Below are 13,610 nucleotides of genomic sequence, written 5' to 3'. Positions count from 1 at the left end.
CCTTGGAACCGGGTCGGCGCAGGGTGTTAGATCAGGCACAGCGACCCTCCAGGGAAGGAGCCGCCGTGCCTGATCAGGGCCGAGGCCGGGACGCGGAGGCGGCCGCCGGGCTGCTCCGCTTCCTGCGGGACCTGGCCGCGGCACGGCGCGCGCCCGTCCGGGACGTGGGCGCCTACCCGCAGGTGCACTGGCTGGCGGGCCTGCCCGGCGACGTGTACGTGGAGGCCGACGCGGGGCCCGGCGACGTGCTGTTCAGCGTCCCGGTCATCCCGCTGACGCCGCCCGCGGTGCTGGCCGAGTTCGACGGCTGGCTCGCGCTGCGGCACTGGTACCGGATCCTGCGCGACCTGGCCGCGGTGCGCGGGCAGGAGACCGTGCTGGCCACGGGCCTGCTCACCCGGCGGCCGGTCCGCGACCACCTGCTGCACACGCCCGTGCGGATCGCGGTGGACGAGCGGTCCGGGCGGATCGACGTCGTGCTGACCGGCCCGGCGGCGCTGCGCGACCGCGAGCTGCTGCCCGGTCTGCGGCCCGAGCGCACCGACTGGCTGCGCGAGTCCGTCCAGGCCGGCCAGGGGCTCGGGCTGAACGCCTCGGTGGCCGACGTGCTGCGCAAGTGGGCGGCGGCGGCCGGGGAGGACATGGCGTTCCGCGAGGACTGGGCGCCCGACGACGCGCCCGGCGGCCCGGCCCGGATCAGGCTGGCGCCGGCGCTGGTCGTGCGCCCGCCGGGCCGCGCGCCCGTCGCCGACCTGTACCAGGAGCTGCTCGGCCGGTCCCGAATACCCGAGGGGTTCGCCCGGCTGCTCGGGCCGGCCGGCCGATCCCCGATCATGCACGTGCCGGGCGGCGCCGCCGCGCTGGTCGCCGACCTGCTCGGCCGGGGCGTGCGGGTGCTGGTCGCCACCGCCGACGCCACCGCCGCCGCGGACCTGCACGCCGCGCTCCCGCCCGGCATCGGCACGCTGTGCGCGCTGCCGGCGACCGCCGCGCGGGTCGCCGAGCGGCTGCGCACCACCACGATCGGCCCGGCGACGCTGGGCGAGCTCGCCGACCGCGAGGCGCAGGCCGCCTGGCGGGTGGCCGAGCTGCGCGAGCGCGCCCCGGCCGAGCGGCCCGTCCCGCTCGAGCACGCCTGGATCCCGGCGCGGCCCGGGCTGCCCGCCGACCCGCCGATCACCGCGCCGGAGGCGGCCGAGCTGATCGGGCTGCCCGCCGGGACCGGCCCCGACCGCACCGTGCACCGCGACGTCGACCCGGCCGCGCTGCCGAGCGCCCCTTATGTCCGCACGCTGGTGGAGACCGAGCACCGGGCGGCCGAGCGCGCGCGCCGCGCCGACACCGAGCCGGCCCGCCGGCTGCGCCGCTGCGACGTCACCGTGCTGGCCCGGCTGGACGGCAACGCCGCCACGATCAACGCGGCGCTGCGCGACCTCGGCCTGACCGGGCATCCGGGCGGCTGGGACCTCACCGACCACGCGGTGCGGGCGTTCACCGACGCGCTGGCCCGCCGCCGCCCGGCCGTCTGGGCACGGGTCGCGGAGCTGTCGCCGCAGGTGGATTGGGCGGTCGAGGCGCTGGAGCGGATCGCCGGGCACGAGGTCGTGCTGCCGCCCGACAGCGACCCGCACCGGCTCGCGCCCGCCGCCGAGGACCTGTGGCAGTACCTGGCCGAGGGGACGGGCCCGAAGCGCGGACCGCTGCGCTCGGGCGCGCAGCGGCAGGCGGAGCGGCTGCTGCAGGGCGCCGAGGTGGACGGCGAGCCGCCCGCGACGCCCGACAGCCTGGAGGTGCTGCACGCCTACCTGAACGTGCTGCTGGTCTGCCAGGACCTCCAGTACGTGTGGGAGGAGGCCGATGTCTCCTTCCCGGCGGACGTTCCGGTGGAAGACCGCATCGCCCGGTTCCGCCGCGCGCACGACCGGCTCGGCCGTGTGCGCGCGCTGTTGCCCGTCATCGAGGACACCGGGCATCTGCTGACGGGTTCCGGCATCCCCATCACACACCCCCTGCAGTGGTACGGATTCAGCGCCGCGCTGGAGAGCGCGCTGCTCGTCCAGGACGCCGCCCGTGCCACTACGGACCTCAACGCGTTGCGCGACTCCATCCCGGCGATGCCGCACGACCCGCCCGAGCTGCATGCGGCGCGCACGGCCATCGACGCGCGCGACCCCGACGCCTACGCGCGCGCGCTGGAGGAGCTCGCCAAGGCCCAGCGGCAGCGCGCCGCGCAGATCCGCAGGGCCGAGCTGCTCGAACGCGTTCGCGCCGTCCACCCCGGGCTGGCCGACCTGCTGAGCGGCCCGGACGAGGAGTGGCCGGACCGTATCGCGCACTGGGACGCGGCGTGGGCCGTCGCCGCCGGGACGGCGCGGCCCCCCGAGGGCGCCTGGCTCGCCGACGCCGAGGCGCGCCACCGCAAGGCCTCGGCCGAGCTGCACGCCGCCCGCGCCTGGGCCGCGGTGCTGGCGCGCCCCGACCCGGCGCCGTCGTGGATCGCGCCGCTCTGGCAGATCCCCGAGCTGCTGCCGCCCGAACCCGACTCCTTCGACGTCGTCGTCATCGACGGCGAGCACGGCGCGGGCGTGGAGGCGCTGTTCCTGTTCTGGCTGGCGCCCCGGGCGGTCCTGGTCGGGCAGCCGGGCCCGGATCTGCCGCCGCCGGACGCGCCCGTCCCCGCGCACCCCCTGGTGACCCCGGAGACGTCGCTGTTCACGTTCCTGCTCGACCGGTTCCCCGAGGCGCCGCCGCCGCGCGAGGACGCGTGGTCGTCGCCCGCCGACGACGCGGAGCGGTCGCCGGCGCCGGTGCCGGGGCGGCTGGCCTTCGACGAGAGCCCGCCCGAGCCCGAACCCGAGGAGGAGGAAGAGCAGCAGCCGCGGGCCCGTTCGATCGTCACCTACAAGCGGCCCGAGCTGGTGGAGCTCGTCCGGGAGATCAGCGAGGCCGGTCCCGGCCTGTCCGACGACGAGATCGTCGAGACGGCGCGGGAGCGGCTCGGCTGCCCGGCGGACGAGGAGATGCTCGCCGGGGCCCGGCTGCGCTTCGCGCTGGAGTCGCTCCGCGAGACTAGTGGAACGGAATGATTCGTTCTATAATTGCGGCATGGACCGCATCGACCGCCGCACGCTGAACCGCGCCGCCCTGGACCGCCAGCTGCTGCTCCGCCGGGCCGAGGCGACGCCGCTGGAGGCGGTCCGCCGGCTGGTCGCGCTGCAGGCGCAGGAGAACCACGCGCCCTACCACGGCCTGTGGACGCGCCTCGCGGGCTTCCACCAAGACGACCTCGCCGCGCTCCTGCACGACCGGAGCGTCGTGCGCGCCCCCGCGCTGCGCGGCACGCAGCACATGATGGCCGCCGCCGACTTCGCCTGGGTGCGCCCGCTGATGGACCGCAAGAGGCCGCAGGTCTCGTTCGGCGGCGCCACCAAGGACTGGGACCTGGCCGAGCTCGCGGACGCCGCCCGCGACCTGCTGCGTGGCCGCACCCTCACCCGCTCGCAGATCGCGCGGAGCCTGGCCGAGCGGTGGCCCGAGCGCGACCCGCTCGCGCTCCGCTGGACGGTGCAGGCGGTGCTGCAGATCGTGCACCCGCCGCCGAGCGGCCTGTGGAACCGGTTCGGCGCCACCCCGTTCGCCCTCGCCGAGGACTGGCTCGGCGCGCCCCTGGCGGAGGGGCCGCCCGCCGACCTGGCGCGCCGCTACCTGGCGGCGTTCGGGCCGGCGTCGGTGAAGGACTTCCAGACCTGGTCGGGGCTGCGCCGGATGGACGAGGCGTTCGCGGGCCTGCGCGCCTACCGCGACGAGAACGGCGCGGAGCTGTTCGACCTGCCGGACGCCGAACTGCCCGACCCCGACATCCCGGCGCCGGTGCGCTTCCTGCCCGAGTTCGACAACCTGGTCCTCGCCTACGCCGACCGCGGCCGGCTGATGACCGACGACGTCCGCAAGGCCGTCTGCATCGGCTCGATCACCAAGGCGACGCTGCTGGTCGACGGCCGGGTGCGGGGGATCTGGACGATCGAGCGCGACAAGAAGGCCGGCCGGTCCGTCCTCGACGTCCGCCTGTTCGCGCCACTCGCGGACGACGCCGAGGTGCGCGAGGAGGGGGAGCGGCTGCTCGCCTTCACCTGGCCCGGCGACGAGCACGACCTGCGCCTGGCCCCTATCGGGTGACGCGCACCCGGTGGCGGCGCACCACGGTGTCCCACACCGGCTGCGGGCAGAGGCCGAGCGGACGGTGGACGTCCTCGTGCGGGACGACGGCGGGGCGGTCGAGCTGGAGCCAGCTGGACTTGCCGTGGGCGTTCATGGCCCGCCAGCCGGAGGTGTCGAGCGGGACGTAGTGGGCGCGGTGCCCGCTCTTGTCCTGACTGGTGATCTTCAGCGCGCGGACGCCGCCGGGGCCGGTGCCGACCACGAGGGCGGGCCGGCGCTTGCCGCTGGCCGGATCGTCCTCGTACGGATAGAAGACCTCCCACACCTGGCCGGGCAGCGGCGCGCTGCCGCGCCCCGGGAACGGCGGCAGAGGCGCCTGTGCCTGCCGCCGCCACCGCCGGAAAAAGACGACGGCCAGCGGCACGGCCGGGCACACGAACGCGGCCAGGAAGGCCGGCCCGGCCCCGTGGCCGACGGCGCCCAGCGCGAGCGCGGCCCCGGCCAGGACCACCCCGGGCACCAGCGGCGAGCGCCCGCCCGGCGCCCGCATGACGGCCAGCGCCAGCACGCACCCGCCCGCGACGAGCAGCCCGAAGAGCGGCAGGGACATCCCCGGATGCCGCGGGTCGCCGTGCACGGCGACCCCGGCGAGGAAGGCGGCACGGCTCGCCAGTAGCCAGGTGACCAGGATCAGCACCATGCCGGCCGTGCGCCGCGCCCGATCTCCGCCCATGGCACCCCTCCCGTAAGACCGCGGTGGCCAGCGTACGGACACCGGCCGCGGGCGGGGTAGTTCCGAGGGCGCGTATCAGTGCTCGCCGGTCTGCGGGCGGGGCCTGCGCCAGTCCGGGTTGAGCCGGATGCCCAGGTCGTCCAGCTCGACCTTGCGGCCGTCGCCGGTGCGCAGCTCGACGGTGACCGGGTCGCCGGTGCCGTGCTCGACGTACTGCAGCGGCGGCTGCCGGCCCTGGAGGTGCTTGTCGGCCCACTGCATCAGGCCGATGACGACGGGCAGCAGGTCGCGGCCCATGTCGGTGAGCACGTACTCGTCCCGGGTGCGCCCGCCCTCGTCCCGGTAGGGGCGCCGGGCGAGCAGGCCGGCCTCGGTGAGCTGGCGGAGCTGCCGGGCCACCACCGTCTCGGTGATCCCGATGCGGCGCGCGAAGCCGCTGAAGCGGGTGGTCCCGTAGTAGGCCTCGCGCAGGATCAGCAGCGTCGACCTGGTCCCGACGAGCTCCAGGGCCTTGACCAGGGAGCAGTGGTCGGTCTTCCAGGCGCTGAGGTCCGCGAGCGGACCCTCCAGTACGGCAGGCATGGGGCCATGCTACCCACCCTTGACTCCAGCGATGTATAGTCAGCTTCCCCTGGCTACACAAATGTGTAGTCAGCTTGCCCGCAGGAGGTTCCCCGTGACCGCACCCGCACCGACGGCCCAGCGAAGGCGGCCGAGCCCCGGTCACCCGGCCGCCGTCGTGACCGTGCTCTGCGCGGCCGCGTTCATGGCCATGCTCGACGTCTTCGTGGTCAACGTCGCCTTCACCGCCATCGGCGCCGACTTCGCCGGCGCGTCGCTGCCGGAGCTCAGCTGGGTCCTCAACGGCTACACGATCGTCTACGCGGCGCTGCTGATCCCCGCCGGGCGCCTGGCCGACCGGTACGGGCGCAAGGGCGGGTTCCTCGCCGGGCTCACGGTGTTCACCCTCGCCAGCGCCGCCTGCGCGGCCGCCCCGTCCCTGTGGTGGCTGGTCGCGTTCCGCGTGCTGCAGGCCGCCGGCGCCGCGCTGCTCACCCCGGCCAGCCTCGGGCTGCTGCTCACCTGCCTGCCTCCCGAACGGCGCGCGGGCGCGGTGAAGGTCTGGGCGACGACGAGCTCCGCCGCCGCCGCGATCGGCCCGGTCGCCGGCGGCGCGCTGGTCCAGCTGTCCTGGCAGTGGGTGTTCCTGATCAACCTGCCCGTCGGCGTCCTGGTCTTCGCCGCCGCGGCGCGGCTCGTCCCCGGCGCGCGGGACCGGGCCGTCACCCGGCTGCCCGACCTGCCGGGCGCGGCGCTGCTCGCCGCCGCCGTCGGCGCGGCGGCGCTCGGCCTGGTGCAGGGCGGCGCCTGGGGCTGGACGGACCCGCGGACGGCGGGCGTCTTCGCCGGCGCCGCCCTCGCCGCCGGCTGGCTCGTCCTGCGCGTCCTGCGGCATCCGGCGCCGGTCGTCGACCCCGCGCTGTTCCGGGTGCCGGCCTTCGTCGGGGCCAACGCCACCGTGCTGGTGTTCTGCACGGCGTTCGGCGCGGTCTTCCCCAGCGTCGTGCTCCGGCTGGAGGACAGCGCCGGCTACTCCGCGATCGGCACCGGCCTGGCGATCATGCCGGGGCCGCTGATGGTGCCGGTCTTCGCGGTCGCCGGGCAGCGGCTGGCCCGGCGCGTGCCGGTGCGCGCCGTCGTGGCCCTCGGGAACCTGCTGTTCTGCGCCGGCGCGCTGCTGCTGGCCGCCGGCGCCGCGCCCGAGGTGCGCTACGCGACGCAGATCCTGCCCGGCTGGCTCGTCATCGGCGCCGGCATCGGCCTGGCCATGCCCAGCATGATCGCCGCCGCCACCGCCGGGCTGCCGCCGGCCCAGGCCGCCACCGGCAGCGCCGTGGTCAACACCGGCCGCCAGATCGGCTACGTCCTCGGCGTCGCCGCCCTGACCGCCGTCATCGGCACGATCGGCCTGTCTCCCGGCGACGCGGAGGCGGCCTTCCGGGACGGCTGGTGGCTGATCGCCCTCGCCGCCGCGCTCAGCGCCGTCACGGCCCTCGGCATCACCACCGGGCGGGCGTCATGACCGCCGGCACCGCGATCCGGGCGTACCGGAACGGCGACATCGCCCTGATCCGCGCCATGTCGGGCCGGCTGTCGGGCCGGAGCCTCTACCACCGCTTCTTCGTCGGCACGCCGCACATCCCCGTGGCCTACCTCGACTCGCTGCGGTCCGTCGACCACCGCGACCGGGAGGTCCTGCTCGCGCTGCGCGGAGACGTCGTCGCCGTCGCCGAGTACGCACGCGACCCCGCCCGGCCCGAGACCGCCGAACTGGCCGTGCTGGTCGCCGACGCGTGGCAGCGCCGCGGCCTCGCCGGCCCGCTGCTCGACACCCTCGGCGCGCTCGCGCTGTCGCACGGCATCACCCGCTTCACGGCCGACGTCCTGCCCGGCAACGGGGCCGCGCGCGCCGCCATCCTCCGCCACCGCCCCGGCTCACCCGCCGTCTACACCCTTGACGGCACCACGCGCTACCTTCTGGAGACCCGCCCTCGGACAGGGAGCGACGCGCATGGACCCTTCCGACCTGCGGACGAATTTGTTCGGTCGGCCTAGGCGTCGAGCAGGTCCAGTGCCGAGGCCGGTGGGGTTGCCGGGCCGCCGTCGCGCAGCAGGGGGAGGACGGCCTCGGCGGCGGCCAGGTCCTGGACGCCGAGGCCGATGAGCTTGGCGACGGTGATCTGGTCGGGAGCGGTGCGCCCGGGGCGGCCGGAGACCACTTCGCCCAGTTCGGCGTCGATGCCGGTCGCGCCCTGGTCGATGGCCGCGCGCAGGTCTCCGGCGAACCTCGGTGTGAGGTCGCGGCTGTCGACGACGACCACGTCGGCGCGGCGGAAGCAGGCCACGTCCAGCTCCGCCTTGCCCGGATCGTCCGCGCCGACGGCGGTGACATGCTGGCCCGGGCGCAGCCAGGCGCCCTCCAGGACCGGCTGCCTGCTCGCGGTGGCGGTCACGATCACGTCGGCCCGCCGGACGGCCTGCTCCGCCGCCGCGACGGAGATGGCGGCGTCGGGGAGGCGGGCCTGGAGCGCCGAGCACAGCCGGCGGGCCGCGTCGTTGTTGCGGCCCGAGACCGTCACCGCCTCGATGGGCCGCATCGCGCAGACCGCCAGAGCCTGCAGATACGCCTGGACGCCCGTGCCGATGACGGCGAGCGCGGCCGCGTCCGCGAGGGCCAGTTCCCGGGCCGCCACCGCGCCCGCCGCGGCTGTGCGGACGTCGGTGATGTGGTGCTCGTCGCGCAGCAGCGCGAGCGGCTCCCCGTCGGTGGCGTCGTGGACGACGATGTAGCCGCCGGACGGGGGCCGCCGGGCCGCGAACCAGGTGCCGACCTTGACGGTGAAGACCGGCCGGCCCGGCATCCAGGCCGACTTGACGTGCACGTCCCCCTGGTCGCCCGCCGGCGCGAACACCGTGATCGGCGCCTCGCCGAGCCCGGCGCTGAAGCCGGCGAGGGCCCGCGCGACCGGCTCGACCAGTTCGGGGAAGCCGGCGGCCCGCCGGATCGCGTCCGGCCCGAAGACCTTCACGGCAGCTCCCGCAGCGTGCCGGTGCCGACCGGGCAGACGGTCCCGCCGACGGTGACCCGCTCGACGTCGTCCGGGGTACCGTAGGCGGTGATCGTGATCGTGCTGGGCCGGCCGGTGAAGCGGCCCTGCTTCAGGGCGGCCGGCTCGCCGGGCCGGATGCGGCCCCGGCGGAGCAGGTGCGCGGCGGCGCACCCGGCGGCGCTGCCGGTCGCGACGTCCTCCAGCACGCCGTCGTTGTCCCAGTGCCGGGCTTCGAGCGCGTCGACGTCCAGGACGTAGGCGAACTGCGCGCCGAGCCCCTTGAGGAGGTCCTCGAAGCCGGGGCGGCCGATCCGCGCGCGGGCGAGCGCGCCGCCGCCGCGGACCGGGACCACCAGATAGCGCAGGCCGGTCGAGATGACCTCCGGGGTGTGCAGGTCGGCCGGGTCGAGGCCGAGGGCCGCGGCGATCTCCGGCACGTCCGGGTCGGCGGGGATCGGTTCGGGGCGGCCCGCGTCCAGCAGCGCCGCGATCCGGCCCGTGGCGTCGGCGCGCGTGGTGACCTGCACCGTCTTGGCGTTCAGCTCGAAGGTCCAGCGCCGCTCCTCGCCAGGCGCGGCGCGCAGTTCGTGCAGGACGGCGGCGGCGCCGAGGAGGGGGTGACCGGCGAAGTCGAGCTCCTCGATCAGGTCGAAGACCCGCGCCCGGACGGTGTCCGGGCCCGCCGAGGTGAGGAAGATGCTCTCGAAGTGCCGCAGCTCCTGGGTGACACGGGCCATCTGGCCGGTGTCCAGTGGCGGCGGGTCGACGAAGACGGCCAGGCTGTTGCCGCTGTAGGGACGGTCGGCGAAGACGTCGACATGGTGGAAGTCGAGAGGCATGGCGGCAGCCTAGGCAGGGGCCCAGGGCATTGGGAACCGCGATTTTCCGATGTGCGATATAACGACGGCTTATGCAGAGGGACTTCCAGATCGCCGACCTGCGCGCGTTCGCGGCGGCCGTCCGCGCCGGCAGCATCACCCGCGCGGCGGCGGCGCTGCGCCTCAGCCAGCCCGCGGTGAGCCAGCGGATCCAGCGGCTGGAGCAGGCGGCGGGGGAGCGCCTGCTCGTCCGGACCGCGCAGGGCGCCCGGCCGACGCCGGCCGGGGAGACGCTGCTGGCCTACGCCGAGCGGATGCTGGCCCTGCACGACGAGGCGCGCGGGTCGGTCGGCGGCCAGGGCGGCGCGGCCGCCGGCAAGCGCACGATCGGGCTGCTGGAGGACCTGGCGATCACCGCGCTGCCCGCCGCGCTCGCCGACTTCGCCGCGCTGCACCCGCGGGTCGAGCTGGAGGTCGTCATCGGGCCGACCGCGGCGCTGCGCGAGAACACCGGCCTGGACCTGGCGCTCGGCGACCCGGCGGCCATGCCCGAGGCCGCCCTGCGCTGGCGGCGCCGGGTCGAGATGGCGTGGGCGTGCGCACCGTCGTTCGACCCGTCCGCCGACCCGCTGCCGCTGGTGCTGTTCTCCCAGCCCTGCAACTGGCGCCGCCCGGTGCTGGACGCGCTCACCCGGCACGGCCGCGAGTGGCGGGTCGCCTTCCAGAGCACCAGCGCGCACGCCGTGCAGGCCGCCATCTGCGCCGGCATCGGGCTGGCGGCGCTCCTGGAGGACAACGTCCCCGCGACGGCGGTGCGCCCGACCGAGCACCTGCCGCCGCCGCCCATGGCGGACATCGCCATCTCCAGGCGGCCCGGCACCGACGGCGACCCGGTCCTGGACAACCTGGAACGCCTGCTGCGGCGCGCGGTCGGCTAGAACCCGGCGGCGCGCAGCCGCGCTTCGACGGCCTCCCACGTCGGTTCGACGGGTTCGGGCGGCGTGGCGCCGACGCCCAGGTCCTTGAAGCCGCTGGAGGTGGCGATGCACACGACCGGCCCTTCCACGTCGCGCAGCTGGCGGAACCCGGCGAGCCCGGCCGCGCCGGACAGTTCCTGCCAGAGCCCCGCGCCGGCCAGTTCGCGCTGCGCGGCGGCCATCTCCTCGTCGGACACCAGCAGTGCGGCGCCGCCGCTGCGGGTGATCGCGGCGACGCCCCGGTAACCCGAGACGGCGCTGTCGATCGCGTAGGCGGCGGTCGGGCCGACGTCCACCCGCACCGCCGGGACGCCCTTGGCGAGCGCGCGCGACAGCGGCCCGCCCGCTGCCGGCTCGCACGCGAACATGCGCGGCACCCGGTCGGCGAGGCCGAGGTCGTGCAGCTCCTGGAAGCCCTTCCACACCCCGAACAGCAGCTCGCCGTAGCCGGTCGGGACGAACACCGCCGCCGGCACGCCGCCGCGCTCGGCGAAGATCTCGTAGGCGATCGTCTTGTAGCCCTCGGGCCCCCAGGCGTGCCCGGTGTGCTGCTCGGTCAGGTTGCTGACGGGGTGCAGGCCGAGCTCGTCGACGATCCGGCGCATCAGCGGCCAGCGCGCCTCCTCCGGGACGGCCAGCACGGTCGCGCCGTAGGCGGCGAGGAACGAGGCGACCGCCGGCGGCGCGCCCGCCGATGCGAGCACCACGCACGGCAGCCCGGCCCGCGCCGCGTACGCCGCCGCCGACGCGCCGTGGTTGCCCGACGAGGCGACCACGATCCCGGGGGCGCCCTCGGCGACGGCGGCGCTGGTCGTGCAGCGGTTCAGCCGGTCCTTGTGGCTCCAGGTCGGGTTGCGCGACTCGTCCTTGACCAGCAGCCCGTCCGCGATCTCCAGCAGCGGGGTGCCGCCCTCGCCGAGGCCGGGCGCGGCGAGGGGCGGCAGCAGCGGCGCCCAGCGGTCCAGCCCGGCGGCGGGGGCGGGCGCGAACAGCTCGCGCGGCACCGCGGCGTAGTCGTAGCCGACCTCGGCCGGGTAGGCGACGTCGGCGGTGCTGGTGTCGGGGCAGCCGCGGGTGAGCGCGGGGCTCAGCGGATGCTCGATCGCCGGGAACATCACCGAGCGCTGGCAGACCGCCGAGGAGAGCTGTCCCATAGCGCGCGAGTCTAGTCAGACTGCCATAATCACGCAGGTGAGCATCTTGATCATTCCGGGTTGGCAGAACTCGGGCGACGGTCACTGGCAGACGCGCTGGCAGGCGGCCCTGCCGGACGCGGTGCGCGTCGAGCAGGACGACTGGGACGACGCCCACCGGGACGCCTGGGTCGCCCGCCTCGGCGAGGCGATCGCCGCGTGCAGCGAGCCGCCCGTGCTCGTCGCGCACAGCCTCGGTGTCCTCACCGTGGTGGAGTGGGCGGCCGAGACGGGCGGCGCGGGCGTGCGCGGCGCGCTGCTGGTCACGCCGCCCGACATGGACAACGTGGACGAGCCGGGCATCACCGGCTACGCGCCCATCCCCACCGCGCGGCTGCCGTTCCCGGCGATCCTGGTCGGCAGCCGCAGCGATCAGTGGATGACGTTCGAGCGGGCCGCCGAGCTCGCCGCCGCCTGGGGCGCGCGCCTGCACGACGCGGGCGACGCCGGCCACGTCAACACCGACGCGGGCTACGGCCCCTGGCCCGAGGGCGAGAAGCTGCTCGCCGAGCTGCGCTAGCGGACCCGCAGCACGATCTTTCCCTGGATGTGGCCGCGCTCGGCGCGCTCGTGCGCGGCCGCCGCGTCCTCCAGGGGGAAGACCGAGTCGATGCCGGGACGGACGGCGCCCGACTCCAGCAGCCCGGCCAGCGCGGCGGTGGCCGGGCCGTCGGGGTGGACCTGCACGCTGGGGAAGGTGATCCCGCGCGCGGCGCCCTCCTCGCGGTGGTACTCGCCGAGGAAGATCGGGGTGACGGTGCCGCCGTCGCGGACGGCCTTGAGGAAGCGGTGCGCGTCCGGGCCGCCGACGGTGTCGACGACGTGGTCCACCTCGCGGACCGCGTCCTCGGCGGCGGTGCGGGTGTAGTCGACGAACTCGTCCGCGCCGAGGCCGCGTAGGAACTCCTCGTGCCGCCCGGACGCGACCGCCACGACGTGCGCGCCGCACGCCTTGGCCAGCTGCACGGCGAAGTGCCCGACGCCGCCCGCCGCGCCGTTGACCAGCACCCGGCGGCCCGGCTCCAGGCCGACCTCCTCGTAGAGGTTCTGGTACGCGGTGAGCCCGGCCAGCGGCACCGCCGCCGCCCGCACGTGGTCCACGTTCGCGGGCTTGCGCGCCAGCTGGGCGGCCGGGACGGTCACGTACTCGGCGTAGGCGCCGTGGCCCTCGCCGCCGCCGGGGAAGGGCAGCAGCCCGAAGACCTCGTCGCCCTCCCGCCATTCGCCGGCGCCCGCGCCGGCGACGACGCCCGACACGTCCCAGCCGGGCGTCCAGGGCAGCGGGAAGACCGGCCGCAGCTCGGCCGGGATGACGCTGAAGCCGCTGCGGGCGTACCAGTCGACCGGGTTCAGCGCGGCGGCGTGCACCTGGACCAGCACCTCGCCGGGGCCGGGCTCGGGGACGGGCAGCTCTTCGGGCCGCAGGACGGCGGGGTCGCCCGTGGCATGGATGCGGATCGCCTGCACGATGTCTCCTCACGACGAAATGGAGCAGTGCTCCGGATATAACCGGAGCACTGCTCCATTTGTCAACGCCTAGGATCGGCCCATGCCCGAGACCCGCCACCCGCGCGCCGACGCGCTCCGCAACCGCGCCCGCCTGCTGGACGCGGCGCGCGCCGTCGTCGAGGAGCAGGGCACCGAGGCCTCCCTGCGCGACATCGCCCGCCGCGCGGGCGTCGGCATGGGCACCCTGTACCGCCACTTCGCGACCCGCGGCGACCTCCTGGAGGCCCTGCTCGGCGCGCGCTTCGACGGCCTGGCCGCCCGCGCCGCCGCACTGGCCGGCGAGCTGCCGCCGCTGGAGGCGCTCACCGCCTGGCTGCACGAGTTCGTCTCCGGCGCCACCGTCTACCGCGGCCTCGCCGCGTCCCTCATGGCCACCATCGGCGACGAGACGTCCTCGCTGCACGCCTCCTGCGCCGCGCTGCAGGACGCGGGCGGCCGGCTCCTCGCGGCGGCGCAGGCCGCCGGGCGGGTCCGCCCCGACATGGACGGCGCCGACCTGTTCGCGCTGGTCGGCGCCGTCGCCACCCTCATCGACCAGGCGCCCGCCCTGGCCCCCCGCCGGGACCGGCTCATCGACCTGATCCTGGAGGGGCTGCGGACCGCCTAGCGGC

13 protein-coding genes are annotated in these 13,610 nt (G+C 76.1%); 7 read left to right on the top strand and 6 right to left on the bottom strand.

Annotated features, from left to right (window positions below):
- Nucleotides 1–65: 65 nt before the first annotated feature.
- Nucleotides 66–3,086, top strand: a complete 3,021-nt coding sequence (locus ACRB68_RS25155) for a hypothetical protein (RefSeq protein ID WP_153536473.1) — start codon at nt 66–68, stop codon at nt 3,084–3,086.
- Between the two features lie 19 nt (nt 3,087–3,105).
- Nucleotides 3,106–4,176: a winged helix DNA-binding domain-containing protein gene (locus ACRB68_RS25150; RefSeq protein ID WP_153536471.1), complete on the top strand. Its 1,071-nt coding sequence runs from the start codon at nt 3,106–3,108 to the stop codon at nt 4,174–4,176.
- Here ACRB68_RS25150 and ACRB68_RS25145 read toward each other — a convergent pair.
- Together ACRB68_RS25145 and ACRB68_RS25140 are read right to left on the bottom strand one after the other, a co-directional pair.
- A complete protein-coding gene (locus ACRB68_RS25145) occupies nt 4,166–4,891 on the bottom strand; it encodes a type II toxin-antitoxin system PemK/MazF family toxin (protein ID WP_153536469.1) in 726 nt (241 codons plus the stop codon). The two genes, ACRB68_RS25150 and ACRB68_RS25145, sit on opposite strands and share 11 nt — an antisense overlap.
- Nucleotides 4,892–4,966: 75 nt before the next feature.
- Nucleotides 4,967–5,473 (bottom strand): winged helix-turn-helix transcriptional regulator, encoded by a 507-nt coding sequence (locus ACRB68_RS25140; RefSeq protein ID WP_153536467.1) that lies wholly within the window; start codon nt 5,471–5,473, stop codon nt 4,967–4,969.
- A 94-nt stretch (nt 5,474–5,567) separates the two neighbouring features.
- Between ACRB68_RS25140 and ACRB68_RS25135 the strand changes: the two genes are divergently transcribed.
- Entirely contained in the window at nt 5,568–6,974 is a 1,407-nt protein-coding gene (locus tag ACRB68_RS25135) for an MFS transporter (protein ID WP_328594742.1), read from the top strand.
- A complete protein-coding gene (locus ACRB68_RS25130; protein WP_153536463.1) occupies nt 6,971–7,507 on the top strand; it encodes a GNAT family N-acetyltransferase in 537 nt (178 codons plus the stop codon). Before ACRB68_RS25135 ends, ACRB68_RS25130 begins: the two co-directional genes overlap by 4 nt.
- Here the strand turns inward: ACRB68_RS25130 and ACRB68_RS25125 are convergent.
- Both ACRB68_RS25125 and ACRB68_RS25120 read right to left on the bottom strand, forming a co-directional pair.
- Nucleotides 7,504–8,481, bottom strand: coding sequence for an ornithine cyclodeaminase family protein (locus ACRB68_RS25125; RefSeq protein WP_194293436.1), 978 nt, complete (start codon nt 8,479–8,481; stop codon nt 7,504–7,506). The two genes, ACRB68_RS25130 and ACRB68_RS25125, sit on opposite strands and share 4 nt — an antisense overlap.
- A complete protein-coding gene (locus ACRB68_RS25120) occupies nt 8,478–9,341 on the bottom strand; it encodes a PhzF family phenazine biosynthesis protein (protein ID WP_153536459.1) in 864 nt (287 codons plus the stop codon). The genes ACRB68_RS25125 and ACRB68_RS25120 overlap by 4 nt, the downstream gene beginning before the upstream one ends.
- Nucleotides 9,342–9,412: 71 nt before the next feature.
- On the opposite strand from ACRB68_RS25120, the gene ACRB68_RS25115 reads away from it, so the two are divergent.
- On the top strand, nt 9,413–10,258 hold the full coding sequence (locus ACRB68_RS25115; RefSeq protein ID WP_153536457.1) for a LysR family transcriptional regulator: 846 nt from the start codon (nt 9,413–9,415) through the stop codon (nt 10,256–10,258).
- Here ACRB68_RS25115 and ACRB68_RS25110 read toward each other — a convergent pair.
- Entirely contained in the window at nt 10,255–11,451 is a 1,197-nt protein-coding gene (locus ACRB68_RS25110; protein WP_153536455.1) for a threonine synthase, read from the bottom strand. The genes ACRB68_RS25115 and ACRB68_RS25110 overlap by 4 nt on opposite strands.
- A 37-nt stretch (nt 11,452–11,488) precedes the next feature.
- On the opposite strand from ACRB68_RS25110, the gene ACRB68_RS25105 reads away from it, so the two are divergent.
- Complete coding sequence (locus ACRB68_RS25105) at nt 11,489–12,010, top strand: RBBP9/YdeN family alpha/beta hydrolase (RefSeq protein ID WP_207709816.1); 522 nt, start codon at nt 11,489–11,491, stop codon at nt 12,008–12,010.
- On the opposite strand, the gene ACRB68_RS25100 is transcribed toward ACRB68_RS25105, so the two are convergent.
- The gene (locus ACRB68_RS25100) at nt 12,007–12,957 is read right to left on the bottom strand and encodes an NADP-dependent oxidoreductase (protein ID WP_328594741.1); all 951 of its coding nucleotides are present in this window, start codon (nt 12,955–12,957) and stop codon (nt 12,007–12,009) included. The two genes, ACRB68_RS25105 and ACRB68_RS25100, sit on opposite strands and share 4 nt — an antisense overlap.
- Nucleotides 12,958–13,039: 82 nt before the next feature.
- Between ACRB68_RS25100 and ACRB68_RS25095 the strand changes: the two genes are divergently transcribed.
- Nucleotides 13,040–13,606, top strand: coding sequence for a TetR/AcrR family transcriptional regulator (locus ACRB68_RS25095; protein ID WP_153536453.1), 567 nt, complete (start codon nt 13,040–13,042; stop codon nt 13,604–13,606).
- Nucleotides 13,607–13,610: the final 4 nt, after the last annotated feature.

Origin of the sequence: Actinomadura macrotermitis, from assembly GCF_009604375.1 — a bacterium.
Taxonomy (GTDB): Bacteria; Actinomycetota; Actinomycetes; order Streptosporangiales; family Streptosporangiaceae; genus Spirillospora; species Spirillospora macrotermitis.
The sequence above is the reverse complement of the archived record's forward strand: the minus strand, read 5'-3'. Positions and strand labels throughout refer to the sequence as shown.

Bases quoted from the DNA above. Each gene is read 5' to 3' on its own strand.
- ACRB68_RS25150 (WP_153536471.1), top strand. From the start codon at position 3,106: ATGGACCGCATCGACCGCCGCACGCTGAACCGCGCCGCCCTGGACCGC.
- ACRB68_RS25145 (WP_153536469.1), bottom strand. From the start codon at position 4,891: ATGGGCGGAGATCGGGCGCGGCGCACGGCCGGCATGGTGCTGATCCTG.
- ACRB68_RS25140 (WP_153536467.1), bottom strand. From the start codon at position 5,473: ATGCCTGCCGTACTGGAGGGTCCGCTCGCGGACCTCAGCGCCTGGAAG.
- ACRB68_RS25130 (WP_153536463.1), top strand. From the start codon at position 6,971: ATGACCGCCGGCACCGCGATCCGGGCGTACCGGAACGGCGACATCGCC.
- ACRB68_RS25120 (WP_153536459.1), bottom strand. From the start codon at position 9,341: ATGCCTCTCGACTTCCACCATGTCGACGTCTTCGCCGACCGTCCCTAC.
- ACRB68_RS25115 (WP_153536457.1), top strand. From the start codon at position 9,413: ATGCAGAGGGACTTCCAGATCGCCGACCTGCGCGCGTTCGCGGCGGCC.
- ACRB68_RS25110 (WP_153536455.1), bottom strand. From the start codon at position 11,451: ATGGGACAGCTCTCCTCGGCGGTCTGCCAGCGCTCGGTGATGTTCCCG.
- ACRB68_RS25095 (WP_153536453.1), top strand. From the start codon at position 13,040: ATGCCCGAGACCCGCCACCCGCGCGCCGACGCGCTCCGCAACCGCGCC.